Annotated in this window: 16 protein-coding genes; 12 read left to right on the plus strand and 4 right to left on the minus strand. The window is 63.6% G+C overall.

Going from position 1 to position 16,400, the window contains the following annotated elements:
* Window positions 1-93: 93 nt before the first annotated feature.
* The 11 genes from QCE58_RS31950 (at window position 94) to QCE58_RS32000 (ending at window position 11,270) form a co-directional block, all read left to right on the plus strand.
* Window positions 94-936, plus strand: coding sequence for a formate/nitrite transporter family protein (locus QCE58_RS31950; RefSeq protein ID WP_008346682.1), 843 nt, complete (start codon window positions 94-96; stop codon window positions 934-936).
* A 206-nt stretch (window positions 937-1,142) separates the two neighbouring features.
* Window positions 1,143-2,975: an allophanate hydrolase gene (gene atzF, locus QCE58_RS31955; protein WP_250522279.1), complete on the plus strand. Its 1,833-nt coding sequence runs from the start codon at window positions 1,143-1,145 to the stop codon at window positions 2,973-2,975.
* Window positions 2,972-4,069, plus strand: a complete 1,098-nt coding sequence (locus QCE58_RS31960; RefSeq protein WP_008346678.1) for a BMP family ABC transporter substrate-binding protein — start codon at window positions 2,972-2,974, stop codon at window positions 4,067-4,069. Before atzF ends, QCE58_RS31960 begins: the two co-directional genes overlap by 4 nt.
* Before the next feature lie 22 nt (window positions 4,070-4,091).
* A complete protein-coding gene (locus tag QCE58_RS31965) occupies window positions 4,092-5,207 on the plus strand; it encodes an ABC transporter permease (protein ID WP_250522278.1) in 1,116 nt (371 codons plus the stop codon).
* Window positions 5,200-6,126 carry an ABC transporter permease gene (locus QCE58_RS31970; RefSeq protein WP_008346674.1) on the plus strand — a complete coding sequence of 309 codons (927 nt, stop codon included), beginning with the start codon at window positions 5,200-5,202 and terminating at the stop codon, window positions 6,124-6,126. Before QCE58_RS31965 ends, QCE58_RS31970 begins: the two co-directional genes overlap by 8 nt.
* A gap of 25 nt (window positions 6,127-6,151) precedes the next feature.
* On the plus strand, window positions 6,152-6,844 hold the full coding sequence (locus QCE58_RS31975) for a cysteine hydrolase family protein (protein WP_008346673.1): 693 nt from the start codon (window positions 6,152-6,154) through the stop codon (window positions 6,842-6,844).
* A 2-nt stretch (window positions 6,845-6,846) separates the two neighbouring features.
* A complete protein-coding gene (locus tag QCE58_RS31980) occupies window positions 6,847-8,442 on the plus strand; it encodes an ABC transporter ATP-binding protein (protein WP_250522277.1) in 1,596 nt (531 codons plus the stop codon).
* Between the two features lie 14 nt (window positions 8,443-8,456).
* On the plus strand, window positions 8,457-9,455 hold the full coding sequence (locus tag QCE58_RS31985; RefSeq protein ID WP_250522276.1) for a formamidase: 999 nt from the start codon (window positions 8,457-8,459) through the stop codon (window positions 9,453-9,455).
* A 4-nt stretch (window positions 9,456-9,459) separates the two neighbouring features.
* Complete coding sequence (locus QCE58_RS31990) at window positions 9,460-10,119, plus strand: cysteine hydrolase family protein (protein ID WP_033535797.1); 660 nt, start codon at window positions 9,460-9,462, stop codon at window positions 10,117-10,119.
* Window positions 10,119-10,517 (plus strand): oxalurate catabolism protein HpxZ, encoded by a 399-nt coding sequence (gene hpxZ / locus QCE58_RS31995; RefSeq protein WP_250441454.1) that lies wholly within the window; start codon window positions 10,119-10,121, stop codon window positions 10,515-10,517. Before QCE58_RS31990 ends, hpxZ begins: the two co-directional genes overlap by 1 nt.
* A 57-nt stretch (window positions 10,518-10,574) precedes the next feature.
* The gene (locus QCE58_RS32000; protein WP_250522275.1) at window positions 10,575-11,270 is read left to right on the plus strand and encodes a GntR family transcriptional regulator; all 696 of its coding nucleotides are present in this window, start codon (window positions 10,575-10,577) and stop codon (window positions 11,268-11,270) included.
* A gap of 73 nt (window positions 11,271-11,343) precedes the next feature.
* Here the strand turns inward: QCE58_RS32000 and QCE58_RS32005 are convergent, their stop codons facing one another.
* The 4 genes from QCE58_RS32005 to QCE58_RS32020 form a co-directional block, all read right to left on the minus strand.
* Entirely contained in the window at window positions 11,344-12,198 is an 855-nt protein-coding gene (locus tag QCE58_RS32005; protein WP_008346666.1) for a YsnF/AvaK domain-containing protein, read from the minus strand.
* Window positions 12,199-12,287: 89 nt separating this feature from the next.
* Window positions 12,288-12,749, minus strand: coding sequence for a YsnF/AvaK domain-containing protein (locus QCE58_RS32010; protein WP_175981660.1), 462 nt, complete (start codon window positions 12,747-12,749; stop codon window positions 12,288-12,290).
* Window positions 12,750-12,793: 44 nt separating this feature from the next.
* Complete coding sequence (locus QCE58_RS32015) at window positions 12,794-13,522, minus strand: YrzE family protein (protein ID WP_250437261.1); 729 nt, start codon at window positions 13,520-13,522, stop codon at window positions 12,794-12,796.
* Window positions 13,523-13,783: 261 nt separating this feature from the next.
* Window positions 13,784-14,506: a sulfite exporter TauE/SafE family protein gene (locus QCE58_RS32020; protein WP_008346663.1), complete on the minus strand. Its 723-nt coding sequence runs from the start codon at window positions 14,504-14,506 to the stop codon at window positions 13,784-13,786.
* A gap of 222 nt (window positions 14,507-14,728) precedes the next feature.
* Between QCE58_RS32020 and QCE58_RS32025 the strand changes: the two genes are divergently transcribed.
* Window positions 14,729-16,396 carry a Na/Pi cotransporter family protein gene (locus QCE58_RS32025; RefSeq protein WP_008346662.1) on the plus strand — a complete coding sequence of 556 codons (1,668 nt, stop codon included), beginning with the start codon at window positions 14,729-14,731 and terminating at the stop codon, window positions 16,394-16,396.
* Window positions 16,397-16,400 lie beyond the last annotated feature (4 nt).

Consider the following 16,400-nt stretch of genomic DNA (forward strand, 5'->3'; position numbering starts at 1 on the left):
AGCAGGCCCTATGCCCGACAGGCATCGAATCTGCTGTAAGCACGCATCGCATCGTGCACGACCCACGCAGCAGCGGCCTCAGGAGAAGAGTCAATGTCCGAATCGCAAGCAGGCGCCGAGTCGCCCCACCTCGATCACGATCAGCGCGAGCAAGCCGCGGATCATTCGACGCCGCATGCGCTCGTCATCCACGAAATCGTGCGCGAAGAGGGCGAAACCGCGATGGAGCGCACGGCCTCGGCGCTCATATGGTCCGGGCTCGCGGCCGGTCTTTCGATGGGTTTCTCCTTTCTCGTTCAGGCGATCTTGCAAAGCGAGCTGCCTGCATCCAAATCGCAGCATCTGATTGCAAGCCTGGGATATACGATCGGCTTCGTGTTCGTCATCCTCGGGCGTCAGCAGCTTTTCACCGAGAGCACGCTGACAGCGGTGCTGCCCGTGCTCACGCGGCGTGACTTGCGCACAGTGGGTAAAACGCTGCGCCTATGGTCGATCGTGTTGTTATCCAATCTCGTCGGAACGGCCGTATTCGCCGCGCTTCTGCAGTTCAAGGACGTGTTCGATCCCGACGTCAACGCGGCGCTCGCGGAGGTCGCGCGTGCGCCTTTCAGCGCCGGCTTCGGCGTCACACTGGTACGCGCCGTCTTCGCCGGCTGGCTGATCGCGCTGATGGTCTGGCTCTTGCCGAGCGCGCGGTCCGCGCGCCTGCTCACCATCCTGCTCGTGACTTACACCGTCGGCGTGAGCAAGCTGACGCACGTCATCGCCAGTTCGGCCGAGGCCGCGTATGCCGTGATGACGCACGCCGCGAGCATCGGCGATTACTTCGGCGTGTTCCTGCTGCCGACGCTTCTCGGGAACATGATCGGCGGGATATCGATGGTCGCGATCGTCAACCATGCGGCCATCGCGCCGGAAATCGGCGACACGCAGTAACGCGGACTCTGTCGGCCCGGAGCCGTGGACCGCTGCACCGTCAGCGGGATTTATCGCACCACGGCTGGGTCATTGCTGAACCGGCGTGGATCACGCCCGGTCGCCGCAAGTCGCGACGCTGATGCCAAATCGTTGATTTAACGGCGGAATCTGTCACTGGCACGGACAGTGCATTGTGCGTTCAACTTGTATTCAAGATTGAACTCATGAACGCGACCGCATCTGCCGACGATCACGCACCGCTCACCGTTCGCGCACTTCTCGATGCGTACGCGCGCGGCGATACCGACCCGCAGCGAATCGCCGTAGCGACGCTTGCTCGCATCGAAGCGAGTGATCGCCCGGAAGCATGGACGCTCGTCGTTCCGGCAGCGGATCTGCAAACGACGGCAGCGTCGCTTGCACGCGAGCTCGCCGAAGCCGGACCCGCGATCTTCGAGCGCAAGCCTTTATTCGGCGTGCCGTTCGCGGTGAAGGACAACATCGACATTGCGGGCTTGCCGACGACCGCCGCATGTCCGGCGTTCGCCTATACGCACGGCGAAACGGCGTTCGCCGTGCAGCGCTTGATCGATGCGGGCGCGATGCTCATCGGCAAGACGAATCTCGATCAGTTCGCGACCGGTCTCGTCGGCACGCGCTCGCCGCATGGCGCCGTGCGACAAGTTAGTCATCCGGAATATGTGTCGGGCGGATCGAGTTCCGGTTCGGCGGTGACGGTGGCGCAGGGCATCGTCGCGTTTTCGCTCGGCACCGATACCGCCGGTTCGGGCCGCGTGCCGGCGGGTTTCAACGGCATCGTCGGATTGAAGCCGTCGCTGGGGCTCGTCAGCAAGCGCGGGGTCGTGCCCGCGTGCAAGAGTCTCGATACGCTATCGATCTTCGCGCACGACGTCGCCGATGCCTGGATCGTGCTGCAGCAGATGGTCACTTTCGATGCGCTCGACGGTTATTCGCGCCGCGTCGCAGCGCTCGGCTTGCTGCCGGATGCGCCGCGCGTCGCGATTCCCGACACGCTGGAATTCTTCGGCGACACGCACGCGGCCGACGCCTTCGCGGCGACGCTGGATCGTCTGCAACTCGAACCCGCGACGTTTCCCTTCGCGCCGATGCAACGCGCGGCCGCGTTGCTGTACGACGGTCCGTGGGTCGCGGAACGCCGCGCGGCGCTGGGCGATTTCTTCGTCACGAACCGCGATGACATCGATCCGGCCGTAGCGAAAGTGATCGGCAAGGCCGACGCATTCTCCGCCGCCGACGCATTCAACGCGCAATACGAACTCACGCTGCTGAAGCGTGAGGCGGAAGCGTTGTTCGAACGTTTCGATATCCTGATCGTTCCCACGACGCCGACGCATCCGACCATCGCGCAAGTGCAGGCGAACCCGGTCGAAGTGAACAGCCGTCTCGGCGTCTATACGAACTTCGTCAATCTGCTCGACCTGTGCGCGCTCGCCGTGCCGGGACCGCCGCGCGCCGACGGCTTGCCCGCGGGCATCACGCTCATCGGGCCAGCGGGCGCGGATCGGAGACTCGCGGCATTGGGCGCGAAGATTCAGGCACTTTCCGATGCCAGCATCGATCCGCTGCCGATCCAGGAGCCAAGCATCGAGCTCGCCGTAGTCGGCGCACATCTGCGCGGCATGCCGCTCGAATGGCAGATGAAGCAGGCGGGCGCGCGGTTCATCGAAGAAACGATGACGTCGCCGCACTACACGCTCTACGCATTAGCCGATACGCAGCCGCCGAAGCCCGGACTCGTGCGCACCGAAAACGAGGGTGCCGCGATCGCCATCGAGATATGGGAGATGCCTATGCGGACCTTCGGCGCATTCGTCGCGGCGATTCCCGCGCCGCTCGGTATCGGCACGGTCACGACCGCCGATGGCCGCATCGTCAAAGGCTTCATCTGCGAACCGGCCGCCGTCGCGCCGGACAGCGGCGCACGCGACATCACTTCCTTCGGCGGCTGGCGCGCGTATCGGCACAGCCTCGTCTCTTCATCCAGCGATCAACTCAAACAGGAAGCTACATCATGACCAATCGCCGCCAGTTCATCCAAGGCGCGGGCGCGCTCGCGCTCGGCAGCGCGCTGCCCTTCGATCTCGCCTTCGGCGCAAGCAATCTCACCGTCGGCGTGATCTATGTCGGCGCGAAGGGCGATTACGGCTATAACCAGGCGCAGGCTCAGGCCGCCGCGATCATCAAGAAGATGCCGGGTGTGAAGGTGGTGGAGGAAGAGAACGTGCCCGAGACCGTGGCCGTGCAAAAGACGATGGAAGCGATGATCGAACAGGACGGCGCGACGCTCATCTTCGCGACTTCGTTCGGCTATTTCGATCCGCACGTGCTGAAGATGGCCGCGAAGTATCCGAAGGTCCGCTTCGCGCATTGCGGCGGTTTGTGGAAGCAGGGCAATCCGCCGAATATCGCGAGCTACTTTGGCTATATCGATGAATGTCAGTACCTCAACGGCGTCGTCGCTGGACACGTGAGCAAGAGCAAGAAGCTCGGTTTCGTCGCCGCCAAGCCGATTCCACAAGTGCTGCGCAATATCAATGCGTTCACGCTCGGCGCGCAATCGGTGGATCCGTCTATCACCACGCACGTCATCTTCACCGGCGACTGGTCGATGCCGGTCAAGGAAGCCGAAGCGGCCAACAGTCTCGTCGATCAGGGATGCGATGTGCTGACCTGTCACGTCGACGGTCCGAAGGTCGTCATCGAAACGGCGGAGAAGCGCGGCGCGATGAGTTGCGGCTATCACGCGAGTCAGGCCGCGCTTGCGCCGAAGGGTTATCTGACGGGCGCGGAATGGGACTGGGCGACGCCTTTCAAGGAACTCGTCACGGATGCGCAGACCAGCAAGCCGCAGCCCAACATTCTGCGCGGCGGCCTGAAGGAAGGCTTCGTGAAGATGTCGCCCTACGGCGCGAAAGTCACGGCCGATGCGAAGTCCAATGCCGACGCCATCAAGACGAAGATGGCCGCGGGCGATTACGTGATCTTCAAAGGCCCGATGAAGGACAACAAGGGCGGCAGTGCCATCGCATCGGGCACGGCTTACGCGCAGACGGATATCAAGCTGGAAAGCATGAACTATCTCGTCGCGGGCGTCGTCGGGCAGATCTGATTCATTCCTTCGCGGAGCCGGCATGCGTTCCTATCCTCTGTTACCGCGCGTGGCGCTGGGCGCATTGCCCGCTTTGCCGACGTTGTGCGCGCTCATCGGCACGCTGGTGCTGTTCTCGCTATTCCTGCTCGTGCAGGGCCAGCCCGCCGACGATGCGCTCGTGCTGATCGCGCAAGGCGCATTCGGCTCGTCGTTCGCGTGGCAGAGCACGTTGCTGCGCGCCGCGCCGCTGATGCTCACCGCGTTGTGCGTCGCGTTGCCTGCGCAGGTCGGGCTGATCGTGATCGGTGGCGAAGGCGCGCTCGCGCTCGGCGGACTCGCATCGGCGGTCGTGGCGACGGTCGTGCCTGCCGCGATGCCGTGGTTCGTCGTCGCTCCGTTGATGGCGCTCGCCGGCATGATCGCGGGCGGCGTGTGGATCGGCGCGGTCGGCGCAATGCGGCAACTGCGCGGCGTCAACGAGACGATCAGCAGTCTGTTGATGTCGTACATCGCGATTGCATTGTTCAAGCATCTCGTCGAAGGACCGTTGCGCGATCCCGCGAGTCTCAACAAGCCTTCGACGCCGCCCGTTCCCGACGCCTTCTCGATCGGTTCGTTGCCGGGTCTCGACGTGCATTGGGGCTTGTTCTGGGGCGCGCTCGCGTGCGTCGCGGCATGGGTCTTCGTGCGCCACAGCACCAAAGGCTTCGCGATGCGCATCGCGGGCGGCAACAACCATGCGGCGAAGCTCGTCGGGCTGCCGGTGAACAAGCTCGCGATCGCGGCCTGCGCGATGGGCGGCGCGGCGGCCGGTCTCGCGGGCATGTTCGAAGTCGCGGCGGTGCAGGGCAGCGCGAACGCATCGCTGCTGGCGGGTTACGGCTATGCGGGGATTCTCGTGGCGTTCGCGGCGCGTCAGAACCCGTTGGCGATCATTCTGTGCGCGGTGCTCGTCGGCGGTATCGAAGCGAGCGGTTCGCTTCTGCAACGCCGCCTGGGTCTGCCCGATGCCACCACGCTCGTCCTGCAAGGTCTGCTCTTTGCCAACCTGCTCGCGTGGGAAGCGATGGGCGGTCGTCTCGCGGCGTGGCGCATCAGGCTGCAGGCGATGACCGTCGCGCGCTCGTCGGTTCGACTGGAGGGCACTCATGTTTGACGCACATTCACCCGTCGCGGTGCTGCTGCTGTCGTTGTTCGCGGGCGCCATCCGCGTGAGCACGCCGTATTTGTTCGTGAGCATCGGCGAATGTCTGACGGAGAAGGGCGGGCGCGTCAATCTCGGCCTCGAAGGCATTCTCGTATCCGGCGCGATGACCGGTTATGCGGCCGCGTATCTGTCCGGCTCGCCGTGGCTCGGCGTGCTCGCGGCCGGCTGCGCGGGGTTGCTGCTCGGCTGCCTGCACGGTCTCGTGTGCTCGTTGCCGCGCGTGTCGGACATCGCGTTCGGCATCGCGCTGATGCTGGTCGGCACCGGCCTCGCGTTCTATCTCGGCAAGCCGTTCATCGAGCCGCAAGCGCCGATGTTGTCATCGATCGATCTCGGTGCTTGGGCTTCGTCGCCGCAGTTGCATAACGCGTTGCATGTCAATCCGCTCTTCATCATCGGCGTCGCGCTGGCGTTCGCGTTGCAATGGGGCTTGCGACATACGCGTTGGGGCATGGCTTTGCGTCTCGTCGGCGAGAACGCGGAAAGCGCCCGCGCGATGGGTTATCCGATCACGCGCGTTCGCATTCTCGCGACGACGGTCGGCGGCTTCTTCGCGGGCGTAGGCGGCGCGTATCTGTCGCTGGTGTATCCGGGAAGCTGGAACGAAGGCTTGTCGAGCGGACAAGGCCTGATGGCCGTCGCGCTCGTCATCTTCGCGCGCTGGCAGCCGTTGCGATGCCTGTGGGCCGCGCTGATCTTCGGCGCAGCGGGCGCGCTCGGACCCGCGTTGCAGGCCATCGGCGTGACGAGCGGTTACTACCTTTTCAATGCGGCGCCTTACGTCCTCACCCTCGTCATCATGATCGTCAATTGCCGTCCCGACCGCACGCTCGCGGGTGCGCCCGGCGAACTGAGTCTCACGCGTTGAACCCTATTTTCATGGAGTCGAACACATGAGCCGCTTCATCGAAGCACGTCCCTATCCGTGGCCCTACGACGGCAATCTGCGGCCGGAGAACACCGCGCTCGTCATCATCGACATGCAGACGGACTTTTGCGGCATCGGCGGTTATGTCGACAAGATGGGCTATGACCTCTCGATGACGCGCGCGCCCATCGAACCGATCAGGAACGTACTCACGCTGATGCGCGAGCAAGGCTTCACGATCATTCATACGCGCGAAGGGCACCGGCCCGATCTGTCGGATTTGCCCGCCAACAAGCGATGGAGAAGCCGTCGCGCGGGCACGAACGGCATCGGCATCGGCGATGAAGGACCCTGCGGCAAGATACTCGTGCGCGGCGAACCGGGCTGGGAAATCATCGATGAACTGAAGCCGATCGAAGGCGAGATCGTCATCGACAAGCCAGGCAAAGGCTCGTTCTGCGCAACGGACCTCGAAATGGTATTGCGCACGCGCGGCATCGTGAATCTGGTGCTCACGGGCATCACGACCGATGTCTGCGTTCACACGACGATGCGCGAAGCGAACGATCGCGGCTTCGAATGCACCATTCTCGCGGATTGTTGCGGCGCGACCGATCAGGGCAATCACGACGCCGCGCTCAACATGGTGCTGATGCAGGGCGGCGTATTCGGCACGGTATCGGATTCGAAGGCTTTGCTCGCGACGCTGGGACGCTGACCATGAACGCACCGACCAAAGCGATGAGCGTGGAAGTGCTCGGCGCGACGAAGCGTTTCGGCGCTTTCACCGCGCTCGACGACGTGACGCTCAAAGTGCGCGCGGGCACCGTGCATGCGCTGCTCGGCGAAAACGGCGCGGGCAAGAGTACGCTCGTGAAAGGGCTCGTCGGTTATGGCGTGCTCGATCACGGCGAGATCATCGCGGATGCGCGGCAGGTGAGAATCGCGTCGCCGCGCGATGCACAGGCGCTCGGCATCGGCATGGTGTATCAGCATTTCACGCTGGCGGCGGGCTTGTCGGTCGAAGAGAATTTGCTGCTCGCGCGCGGGCGATTGCCGTGGAAGATCGACTGGCCGAAGGAACGTGCCGCGCTCGATGCCTTCATGCGTTCGATGCCCTTTCGTCTGCCTCTCGATGCGCCCGTCGCCGGTCTCGCCGCAGGAGAAAAGCAGAAGCTCGAGATTCTGAAACAGCTTTATTTGCAGCAGCGTTTCCTCATTCTCGATGAACCCACGTCCGTGCTCACGCCGCAGGAAGCAGACGAAGTGCTCGGCCTGATGCGCGATCTCGCCACGCGCGGCGAGCTGACCGTGTTGATGATCACGCACAAGTTCCGCGAAGTGATGGCGTATGCCAACGACGTGACCGTGTTGCGCAAGGGCAGGCTCGTCGGGACGAGCGCGGTCGCGGATACGAGCCGCGACAAGCTCGCCGCGTGGATGATGGGCGGTGAATCCGCGAAGCAGGACGATCCCGAACTCGCCGGAATGCAGCCCGGACGCAAGCCGCTCGATGCGGCTTCGCCCGTGCGTCTCGCGCTGTCCAGTCTCAACGTCGTCGATGATCGTGGACATCGGGCGGTGCGCGATGTTTCGCTCAGCGTGAAGTCGGGCGAGATACTCGGCATCGCGGGCGTATCGGGCAACGGGCAGAAGGAACTGATCGAAGCGCTCGTCGGCCAGCGCCGCGTGCAAAGCGGTGAAATGCGCATGCATGGCGAGCCATACCGCGCGACGCGTGAAGAGATGACGCGGCTGCGCGTATTTGCGCTCCCCGAAGAACCGCTGCGCAATGCGTGCGTCGCGAACATGAGCATCGCGGACAACCTCGCCTTGCGCGACTTCGACCGTGCGCCGATGAAGCGTCACGGCTGGCGTCTCGATCGCCGTGCGATGCGCGAACGCGCCGAACGTCTCATCGCCGAATTCAACGTCAAACCGCCGGTGCCGGCGCGCGCCATCGGCACGTTGTCGGGCGGCAACGTGCAGCGCGCCGTGCTCGCGCGCGAGCTCGGGCAAGCGGTGGATGTGCTGATCGTCGCGAATCCCGTATTCGGACTGGACTTCGCATCGGTCGCGGACATCCACGCGCGCATTCTCGCCGCACGCGATGCAGGCGCCGCAGTGCTGCTCGTCAGCGAAGACCTCGATGAACTGCTGGAACTGGCGGATCGCATCGCGGTGATCGCGGAAGGGCGGCTGGTACACGAAACGGCTGCGAGCGGCGCGGATCGCGTCGCGTTGGGAAGACACATGGCGGGTCATGTCGAAAGCGCCACGCGCGCTGCGTCGGAGCCGCTCGCCGTTCACGCATAAAGGAGCAAGGAAGAATGAGTTCGAGCGGTCTCGGTGGATTGAACAAGTCGCCGCAAGGCATCGTCGTGGGTCTCGTGCAGTTGCAGAATCCGGCTGTCGCCACCCCGGAGCAACTGGCCGCGCAGACACGGCGCATCGTCGAACTGATCGGCAAGGCGCGCCGCAACAATCCGTCGATGGATCTGGTCGTGTTTCCCGAATACATGCTGCACGGCCTGTCGATGGATACGAACGATGCCATCATGTGCTCGCTCGACGGTCCCGAAGTGGCCGCGTTCAAGGCGGCGTGCATCGAGCATCGCATCTGGGGATGCTTCTCCATCATGGAGCGCAATCCAGGCGGCAATCCCTATAACAGCGGGATCATCATCGACGATCGGGGCGAGGTGCGACTCTACTATCGCAAGATGCATCCGTGGGTGCCCGTCGAGCCGTGGGAGCCGGGCAATCTCGGCGTGCCGGTGTGCATCGGGCCGAAGGGCGCGAAGCTCTCGCTCATCATCTGTCATGACGGCATGTTTCCGGAGATGGCGCGCGAAGCCGCTTACAAGGGCGCGGAAATCATCTTGCGCACGGCGGGCTATACCGCGCCCATTCGCCATGCCTGGCAAATCACCAATCAGTCGAACGCATTCCAGAATCTCGCGCAGACCGCGAGCGTGTGTCTGTGCGGCAGCGACGGCACGTTCGACTCGATGGGCGAAGGCATGTTCTGCGATTTCGACGGCACGGTGTTGGTCGAAGGCAGTCATCGCCCGGATGAGATCATCACCTGTGAAATGCGCCCCGATCTCGTGCGCGAAGCCCGCATTCACTGGGGCGTCGAAAACAACATCTATCAGTTCGGACATCGCGGCTATGTCGCCGTGAAGGGCGGCGCGCAGGATTGTCCGTACACGTTCATGCAGGACATGGTGCGTGGCGAATATCGTCTGACGTGGGAGGACGAAGTCGTCGTGAAAGACGGGACGTCATGCGGTTTTTCGAAACCCGAACGCCGATACGAGGGCTGACGCCATGCCTACCCTGACCCGCGCCCGGCCGTCTCCGTTCACGTTCGATGTAGCGCATACGGCGTTGATCGTCATCGACATGCAGCGCGACTTCGTGGAGCCGGGCGGCTTCGGCGAAGCGCTCGGCAACGATGTGTCGCTGCTGACGTCGATCGTGCCGACCGTCGCGCAGCTGATCGAACATGCGCGCGATCGCGGCTGGCTCGTCGTGCATACGCGCGAATCGCACGCGCCCGATCTCTCCGATTGTCCGGATGCGAAGCGGCTGCGCGGCGCGCCACGAGCGCGCATCGGCGATATGGGACCGATGGGCCGCATTCTCGTTCGCGGCGAACCGGGCAACGCCATCGTCGATGCGGTCGCGCCCATTACGGGCGAGATCGTCATCGACAAGCCCGGCAAAGGCGCCTTTTACGCAACGCGCCTCGGCGAAGAGCTTGCGCGATGCGGCATCACGCATCTCGTGTTCGCAGGCGTCACGACCGAAGTATGCGTGCAGACGAGCATGCGCGAAGCGAACGATCGCGGCTACGAATGCGTGCTGATAGAAGACGCGACGGCGAGCTACATACCGTCGTTCAAGACTGCGACCATCGAGATGATTCGCTCGCAGGGCGGCATCGTCGGATGGACGGCCACGCTCGCCGATGTGCTGGAGAATTGATGGAACTGAATCGTCCGGAAACGGTGGCTGAAGTCGAGCGCGCGTTCATCGCCTATGAGAAGGCGCTCGTCGATAACGATGTGGCTACCATGAACGCGCTCTTCTGGCACGCGCCGGAAACGGTACGATACGGCATCGCCGAAGTGCAGCATGGCGGCGATGAAATTCGCCGCTGGCGCGAGACGTGCGCGCCGGTGCCGCGTTCGCGGCGTTTGCATCGAACGGTGGTGACGACTTTCGGCACGGATTACGCTTCGGTCAGCACCGAATTCACGAGCGATGCCACGCCTTTGCTCGGACGTCAGATGCAGACGTGGGCGCGCATCGGCCATGCATCGAATGCGTTCGCGGGGTGGACCATCGTCGCGGCGCACGTGAGCCTGATCGAAACGCCCTGAAGAGGCATTACACGGAGACATCGAATCAACTCGCCCAAACTCACGGAGCGCAGTGCCGTGCGCGCCATTCAGAGCGCCAATCCGCTTGCCGAGCAGGTTTATCAGCAGTTGAAGCAGGACATCTTCAGCTTTCGCCTGTTTCCCGGCGACCGCTTCTCGGAGACCGACATCGCGCAATACTACGGGGTGTCGCGTACGCCGATGCGCGACGCGCTGTTCCGCCTGCTGCGCGAAGGCTATCTCGAAGTCGGTTTCAGGCGTGGCTGGAAGGTGTCGGAGATCAACTTCGCGCGGCTGGATCAGTTGTATGACTTGCGAATCGTGCTGGAGACCGCATCGCTCGACAAACTCGCGAGCAGCGCGCCACCGCATCCGGAAGTGGATGCGCTCAAGTCGGTGTGGTGCGTTTCGCCCGATGCGCAGGAAAGCGATCCGGTCGCGATGTTTCGCCTGGACGAGGACTTTCACCGCGGACTCGTGCGCGCAAGCGGCAACGGCGAGATGCTGCGCGTGCATAACGAAGTGACGGAGCGCATCCGCATCGTGCGGCGGCTGGATTTCTTGAAGCCGCATCGCACTAGCGCAACTTACGACGAGCACGCGAAAATGCTGCGCTTCATCGATCGCGGCAAGTGCGGCGAAGCGGCGATGCTGCTGCGCGCACATATCACGCAAAGCAAGCTGGAAGTGCGCAAGATCACCGTTTCCATGCTGACGGAAGCGCGCGACCGCAAGCTGCCTTTCGTCGACTGAGCGAACGGGAATGTAGCGGACGCAGACGTGCGGAATCAGCCGCTCCGCAGGGAGCGGCCGATCTCGCTACGCGTTACAGCGGCGTCTTTTTCGCCGGCGGAACCGCGCCGTCGGCGACGTCCCGGTTGCCCGCCGTCCGCTCGACTTCCACTTCGGTACCGCGCACCGTGTCGTGAATGGTTTCGGTGCGGTTCGTTTCTTCCTTGCCGACGACCACTTCCTCGACCACGCGCGCCGTCTTCGCCACGACGGGCTGCTCGGCCGTTTCCCTGATCTCGACGAAGCCTTCCTTCAGATCCGCCACCGTCGCCGGACGATCCACCGGCCGACGCTCGATGTTCGCGTGTTCTTCACGCAGATTCACCGATTCGCTCACCGGCGTTTCGGTCACCCGCGAATAGACGCGCACGCCGCCCGTCTGCACTTCGCGCTTGCCGACTTCGACGGATTCCTTCACGACGGGAAAGGCCTGCCGTTCAGCGGCGATCTCATCGGCCGTATAAGCCGGCGCATTGCGGTCATAGCCGCTATAGCCCGTGCTGCGCCATTGCTCGACGCGCGTGTCGATGTCGATGGCGCCGGCTGCATAGAGCGCGTCGCGCACGCGTTCGATCGACGATTCGTCGATCACATCCACCGTCAACAGCGCGCCGCCGCGACGGACCGCTTCGTGATAGTGGCCGATTTCCTCGGGCTGATCGTGATCGCCGAACAGGTTCTTGAAGAAGTGCTCGATGCGCGCCATCGCGCCTTCGTGATGCTCGCCGGCGGGACGGTCGGTGGCATCGCCGGACACGGACGTGGACGCGCTCATATCGTTCGCATGCACGTTCATATTCGTGCGGGCGACGCCTTCCGTTTCGAGGCGCGTCTGAGCAAGTTCCGCGTCCTGAAGCGTATTGAATACACCGATGATGGTCTGGCTCATTGCATTATCTCCGTGAGAGTGATTCGGGTATCGAGAGGTGCGCCGGTCCATATGCGCAACGGCCGTTCCCGCCTCGGGTGCGGGTGAATCTAGCCGGCATCCGGATCGGGCTTCCACTTGCCGCTCGTGCCTTCGCGACGTTCGACCACCAATTCTTCGGAGTTCAGAAGAACCTGGTGGACGACGTCCTGTTGCGTCTCTCGCGTCGTCACATGCACCTCTTCTTTCAACGTGAGCTGCATGCGAACGACCGGCACGTATTCGTACACAGGAATGATGAGCGTGTCGCCTTCGCGACGCGGCTCGGCACGTTCCTCGACCGGACGATTCACGGCCACGCGCCTGACTTCCACCTTTTCGGCGCTCAGGCGCATGCTGACCGGCTGCATCTCTTCATGCACCACCTTGCGAACGCGCACGGCGCCGGTCTCCGTCCGCTTCACGTCGACGGACAATTCTTCCTGCACGGCGGAAAGCCGGAGCTCGTCGGACGTGCCGGACGAGTCCGCGTTCGTCGCGTTCGGGGTCGTGGGCTTGTCATCGGCGCTCATCGGCGTCTCCGTTGAAGCGTGGTCAGGTCGTCGGCCGGGCGCGCTCAAAGGCGGGCGCCTGCCTGCACGGTGCGATTGCGAGGGGCCGCGTTCTTGCGATCCAGCGCGGAGCCGCCGCCTTCCTCGACCGGCGGCTGATGACGAAAGCCCGCGCCGCCCGAAACGATCGCGATGATCGCGCCGACGACGAGCGCCGCGAACGAGAACCAGCTTGCGCGAGCGACGCCACGCGCGGCGGTGTCGGCGGCCTGGCGCGCGTTCTGTTCGGCATCCGGAGAGGATGCAGCCGACGCCGCCGATGCCATCGCCGCCTGCACTTGCTGCTTCGCGGAGTCGATGAGCTGATTGTTCCCGCCCGCCTGATTCGCGGCGGTCGCGCCGGCTTGTGCGCCGACTTGCGCGGTGGTTGCGACGATGCTGCCGGCCGTGCTCACCGCGCCCGTAATCAGCGAGGTCATGCCGAACACGACGAGCAGCGTCATCACCGCCCATGACAGCAGACCGTGGAGCCATCCGAGGACGGGCGCGCAGCGTCCGGCGTAATAGGAGCCGACGAAAACCGCGAGCACGGTCGTGACGATTACCCATACGCCCGAGCCGAAACCGAAGCCGTGCAACGTATCGGGCTTCGACAACGGCGAGAGGAGCGATGCGCCGATCGCCGTGCCGAGCACGCTCATGATGAGATAGACGATCATCGAAAGGATGACGCCCGCGATGATCGAACCCCACGACAGGCGCGGCAGGCCTTCTTGAGTAGTAAGCAGTTTCATGATGTCTCCAGGAAGAGTTGCGGCGTCGATGCGCGCGGCACTGATGCGCAAGCGCTGTGCCGCGCGCAAGTTTTGAATCGGCGCGTAAATGCGAGTGATTCAGACGCCATCTGATCGATGGATCCGCCTGCTCGGGGCGTCACTTCGCGGCGGGAGGGAAGCGTGCGTCAGTGGAGCAGAGCACGAGAGACGTATGACTTGCGGGAATGCGATGGGATTTGCATCGGGCGCAGGCGCTGGTTCACAGCGACGCACTTCACTTCAGCGGACTGCGGCCCATAGCAATGACACACCCGACGACACCATCAGCGCATCGACGATGAACCGGAAGGTGTTAGCGGACATGCGCGCGACGATCCCGCGCGCGCAAAACGTGCCTGCCATGATCGCCGCGCCGGTAATCAACCCTTGAGCGACCACCTGAGCGGGCAGGGCGCCGAACTGCTGAAAGGCCGCGACTTTCGCTCCGTAGACGATCAGCGAACCGGTAGCTTCGGTCGCGAGAAACGCGCCCTTCACAAGGCCGTAGTTCATGAAAACCGGCACGGTGATCGGTCCGGTCGAAACGACGATGCCCGTCAGGAAGCCGACCGGTGCGCCAATCAGCGCGAGCTGGAAGAGCGAGAGGCGCATGGCCCGGCGGGCGAGCCATCGGCGCGTGGGCACCATCGCGATAAAGAAGAGACCAAGCGCTAGCTCGACCGCGTGCGGCGGGAGCGCAAGCAGCGTGTGAACCCCTAATATCGCGCCGGGCGCGGCTGTCGCGCCATAGGCAATGGAAGCTTTCCAGTCGATCTCGCGCCACCAGGACAGGACCTTGCCGAGATTGCCCATGATCGCGGCGATGGCCATGATCGGAACGGCCTGCTGCGGGCCGTAGATGAGCACGAGCACGGGCATCAACAGCATCGACGAGCCGGTGCCGATCACGCCGCTCAAAACACCCGCCATCCAACCCACGCTCAATACGATCAGGTATCCCATCGAGGTCTCCATGCGCCAGCGCCGATTCTAGCCGCGGACGCGAAACCCGCGAGACGCTGGTTCCAAGCGGATGCGCGAGTTGCGGCATGCACGCAACGCCGCATTGCATGGAAGATTGACTTCACTCAATTGCCGTGGGAACTGTGTAACACTATTGTCACAATCCAATTTTCGACAGCCTGGCGTCAGCGTCACGTCCATTCAAAGGGAAATCGATTCGCCGTGCTGGTTCTTCTCAATCTGCTCTCTGGCGTCGCCCTCCTGGTTTGGGGCTCTCATATCGTTCGCACCGGCATTCTCCGCGTGCTCGGCGCCGATCTCCGCGCCATTTTGGGCCGTAGCACCGGCAGCAAGACGCGCGCATTTCTGGCGGGCATCGGCGTGACGAGCCTCGTGCAGAGTAGCAACGCCACAGCCGTCATCATTACATCGTTCGCCGCGCAGGGACTGGTGCCGCTCGCGGCCGGGCTAACGGTTCTGCTCGGCGCGGATGTCGGCACCGCGTTAATGGCGCGAGTGCTGACGCTCGACCTGTCATGGCTTTCGCCGATCCTGATCCTGTTCGGCGTGCCGCTTTTCCTGACCCGCAAGCAGACGCGGGCGGGGCAGGTGGGCCGAACCATCATCGGACTCGGATTGATTCTGCTGGCGCTGCATCTCATCGTCGAAGCGGCTCAGCCGATGATGCAGGGCGCCGGCGTCAGGGTCATGTTCGGCGCGCTCACAGGCGACACGATGCTCGACGCCCTCGTGGGCGCGGGCTTCGCGATGCTCTCGTATTCGAGCCTCGCCGCAGTCCTGTTGACGGCGACACTGGCGTCGTCGGGCGTCATCTCGCTGAAGGTCGCCTTGTGCCTCGTCGTCGGCGCGAATCTGGGCAGCGGGCTCCTGGCGCTCTTGAACGCGCTGCCGCAGAACGCGGCAGCACGGCGTCTTTCCGCTGGCAGCTTCGCATTCAAACTGGCCGGCGCGATCATCATTCTGCCTTTCGCATCGCTGCTCGCACGCGGATTGCCGGTTCTGATCGCCAATCCGCGCGAAGCCGTAGTCGGTTTCCATGTGATCTACAACACCGTGCGCTGCTGCGCGTGTCTCGCCCTCGTCGAACGGGTCGCTGCGATCAGCCGGCGTTTGCTGCCGGATCGCACGGTCGCGACCGGCGAGTTGCGCCCGCTGTACCTCGATCCGGCAGGCCTCGTGACGCCGAGCCTCGCGCTGGCGAATGCTTCGCGTGAAGTGCTTCGCATCGGCGACATCGTGCGCGTCATGCTCGATAACGTCGCCGATCTGCTGAGACGCAATGATCTCGCCGTCGCCCGCGAAACCATGCGCATGGACGACGACGTCGACCAGCTCTACGCGGAAGTGAAAAGCTATCTGACGCTGATCTCCCGCGAGCAGCTCGACGAGGCGGAAAGCCGTCGCTGGACGGACATCATTTCGCTGACGATCAATCTCGAGCATGCGGGAGACATCATCGAGCGAATCGTCAGTGATATCGAAGAGAAGAAAATCTCGCAACGGCTCGCGTTCTCGGAACAGGGCCTGGGCGAACTCGACGATCTGCATGCGCGGCTCATCAGTAACCTGCGGCTCGGATTGTCGGTGTTTCTCAACAACGATCTGCGATGCGCCGAGCAGTTGCTGGCCGAGAAGGAACGCTTTCGCGATCTGGAGCGCGCCTACTCGCACAAGCATCTGGACCGGCTGGCGGGACAAAGCTCGCGCAGCGTGGAAACCAGCGCGCTGCACCTGGATCTCATCGGCAATATGAAACGGCTGAACTCGCTCTTCTGTTCGACGGCGTATCCCGTGCTCGATGCGGCGGGCGCGCTGCATGACACGCGTCTGCGCAAGCGCTCGCTCGACACGCTGCACGTCAAGGAATGACGCA

It is taken from the genome of Caballeronia sp. LZ028, from assembly GCF_031451415.1.
GTDB lineage: Bacteria > Pseudomonadota > Gammaproteobacteria > Burkholderiales > Burkholderiaceae > Caballeronia > Caballeronia zhejiangensis.

What these genes read in the sequence shown, in the direction of transcription:
- QCE58_RS31950 (WP_008346682.1), top strand. Translation starts at nt 94, where the DNA reads ATGTCCGAATCGCAAGCAGGCGCCGAGTCGCCCCACCTCGATCACGAT.
- atzF (WP_250522279.1), top strand. Translation starts at nt 1,143, where the DNA reads ATGAACGCGACCGCATCTGCCGACGATCACGCACCGCTCACCGTTCGC.
- QCE58_RS31960 (WP_008346678.1), top strand. Translation starts at nt 2,972, where the DNA reads ATGACCAATCGCCGCCAGTTCATCCAAGGCGCGGGCGCGCTCGCGCTC.
- QCE58_RS31965 (WP_250522278.1), top strand. Translation starts at nt 4,092, where the DNA reads ATGCGTTCCTATCCTCTGTTACCGCGCGTGGCGCTGGGCGCATTGCCC.
- QCE58_RS31970 (WP_008346674.1), top strand. Translation starts at nt 5,200, where the DNA reads ATGTTTGACGCACATTCACCCGTCGCGGTGCTGCTGCTGTCGTTGTTC.
- QCE58_RS31975 (WP_008346673.1), top strand. Translation starts at nt 6,152, where the DNA reads ATGAGCCGCTTCATCGAAGCACGTCCCTATCCGTGGCCCTACGACGGC.
- QCE58_RS31980 (WP_250522277.1), top strand. Translation starts at nt 6,847, where the DNA reads ATGAACGCACCGACCAAAGCGATGAGCGTGGAAGTGCTCGGCGCGACG.
- QCE58_RS31985 (WP_250522276.1), top strand. Translation starts at nt 8,457, where the DNA reads ATGAGTTCGAGCGGTCTCGGTGGATTGAACAAGTCGCCGCAAGGCATC.
- QCE58_RS31990 (WP_033535797.1), top strand. Translation starts at nt 9,460, where the DNA reads ATGCCTACCCTGACCCGCGCCCGGCCGTCTCCGTTCACGTTCGATGTA.
- hpxZ (WP_250441454.1), top strand. Translation starts at nt 10,119, where the DNA reads ATGGAACTGAATCGTCCGGAAACGGTGGCTGAAGTCGAGCGCGCGTTC.
- QCE58_RS32005 (WP_008346666.1), bottom strand. Translation starts at nt 12,198, where the DNA reads ATGAGCCAGACCATCATCGGTGTATTCAATACGCTTCAGGACGCGGAA.
- QCE58_RS32010 (WP_175981660.1), bottom strand. Translation starts at nt 12,749, where the DNA reads ATGAGCGCCGATGACAAGCCCACGACCCCGAACGCGACGAACGCGGAC.
- QCE58_RS32015 (WP_250437261.1), bottom strand. Translation starts at nt 13,522, where the DNA reads ATGAAACTGCTTACTACTCAAGAAGGCCTGCCGCGCCTGTCGTGGGGT.
- QCE58_RS32020 (WP_008346663.1), bottom strand. Translation starts at nt 14,506, where the DNA reads ATGGGATACCTGATCGTATTGAGCGTGGGTTGGATGGCGGGTGTTTTG.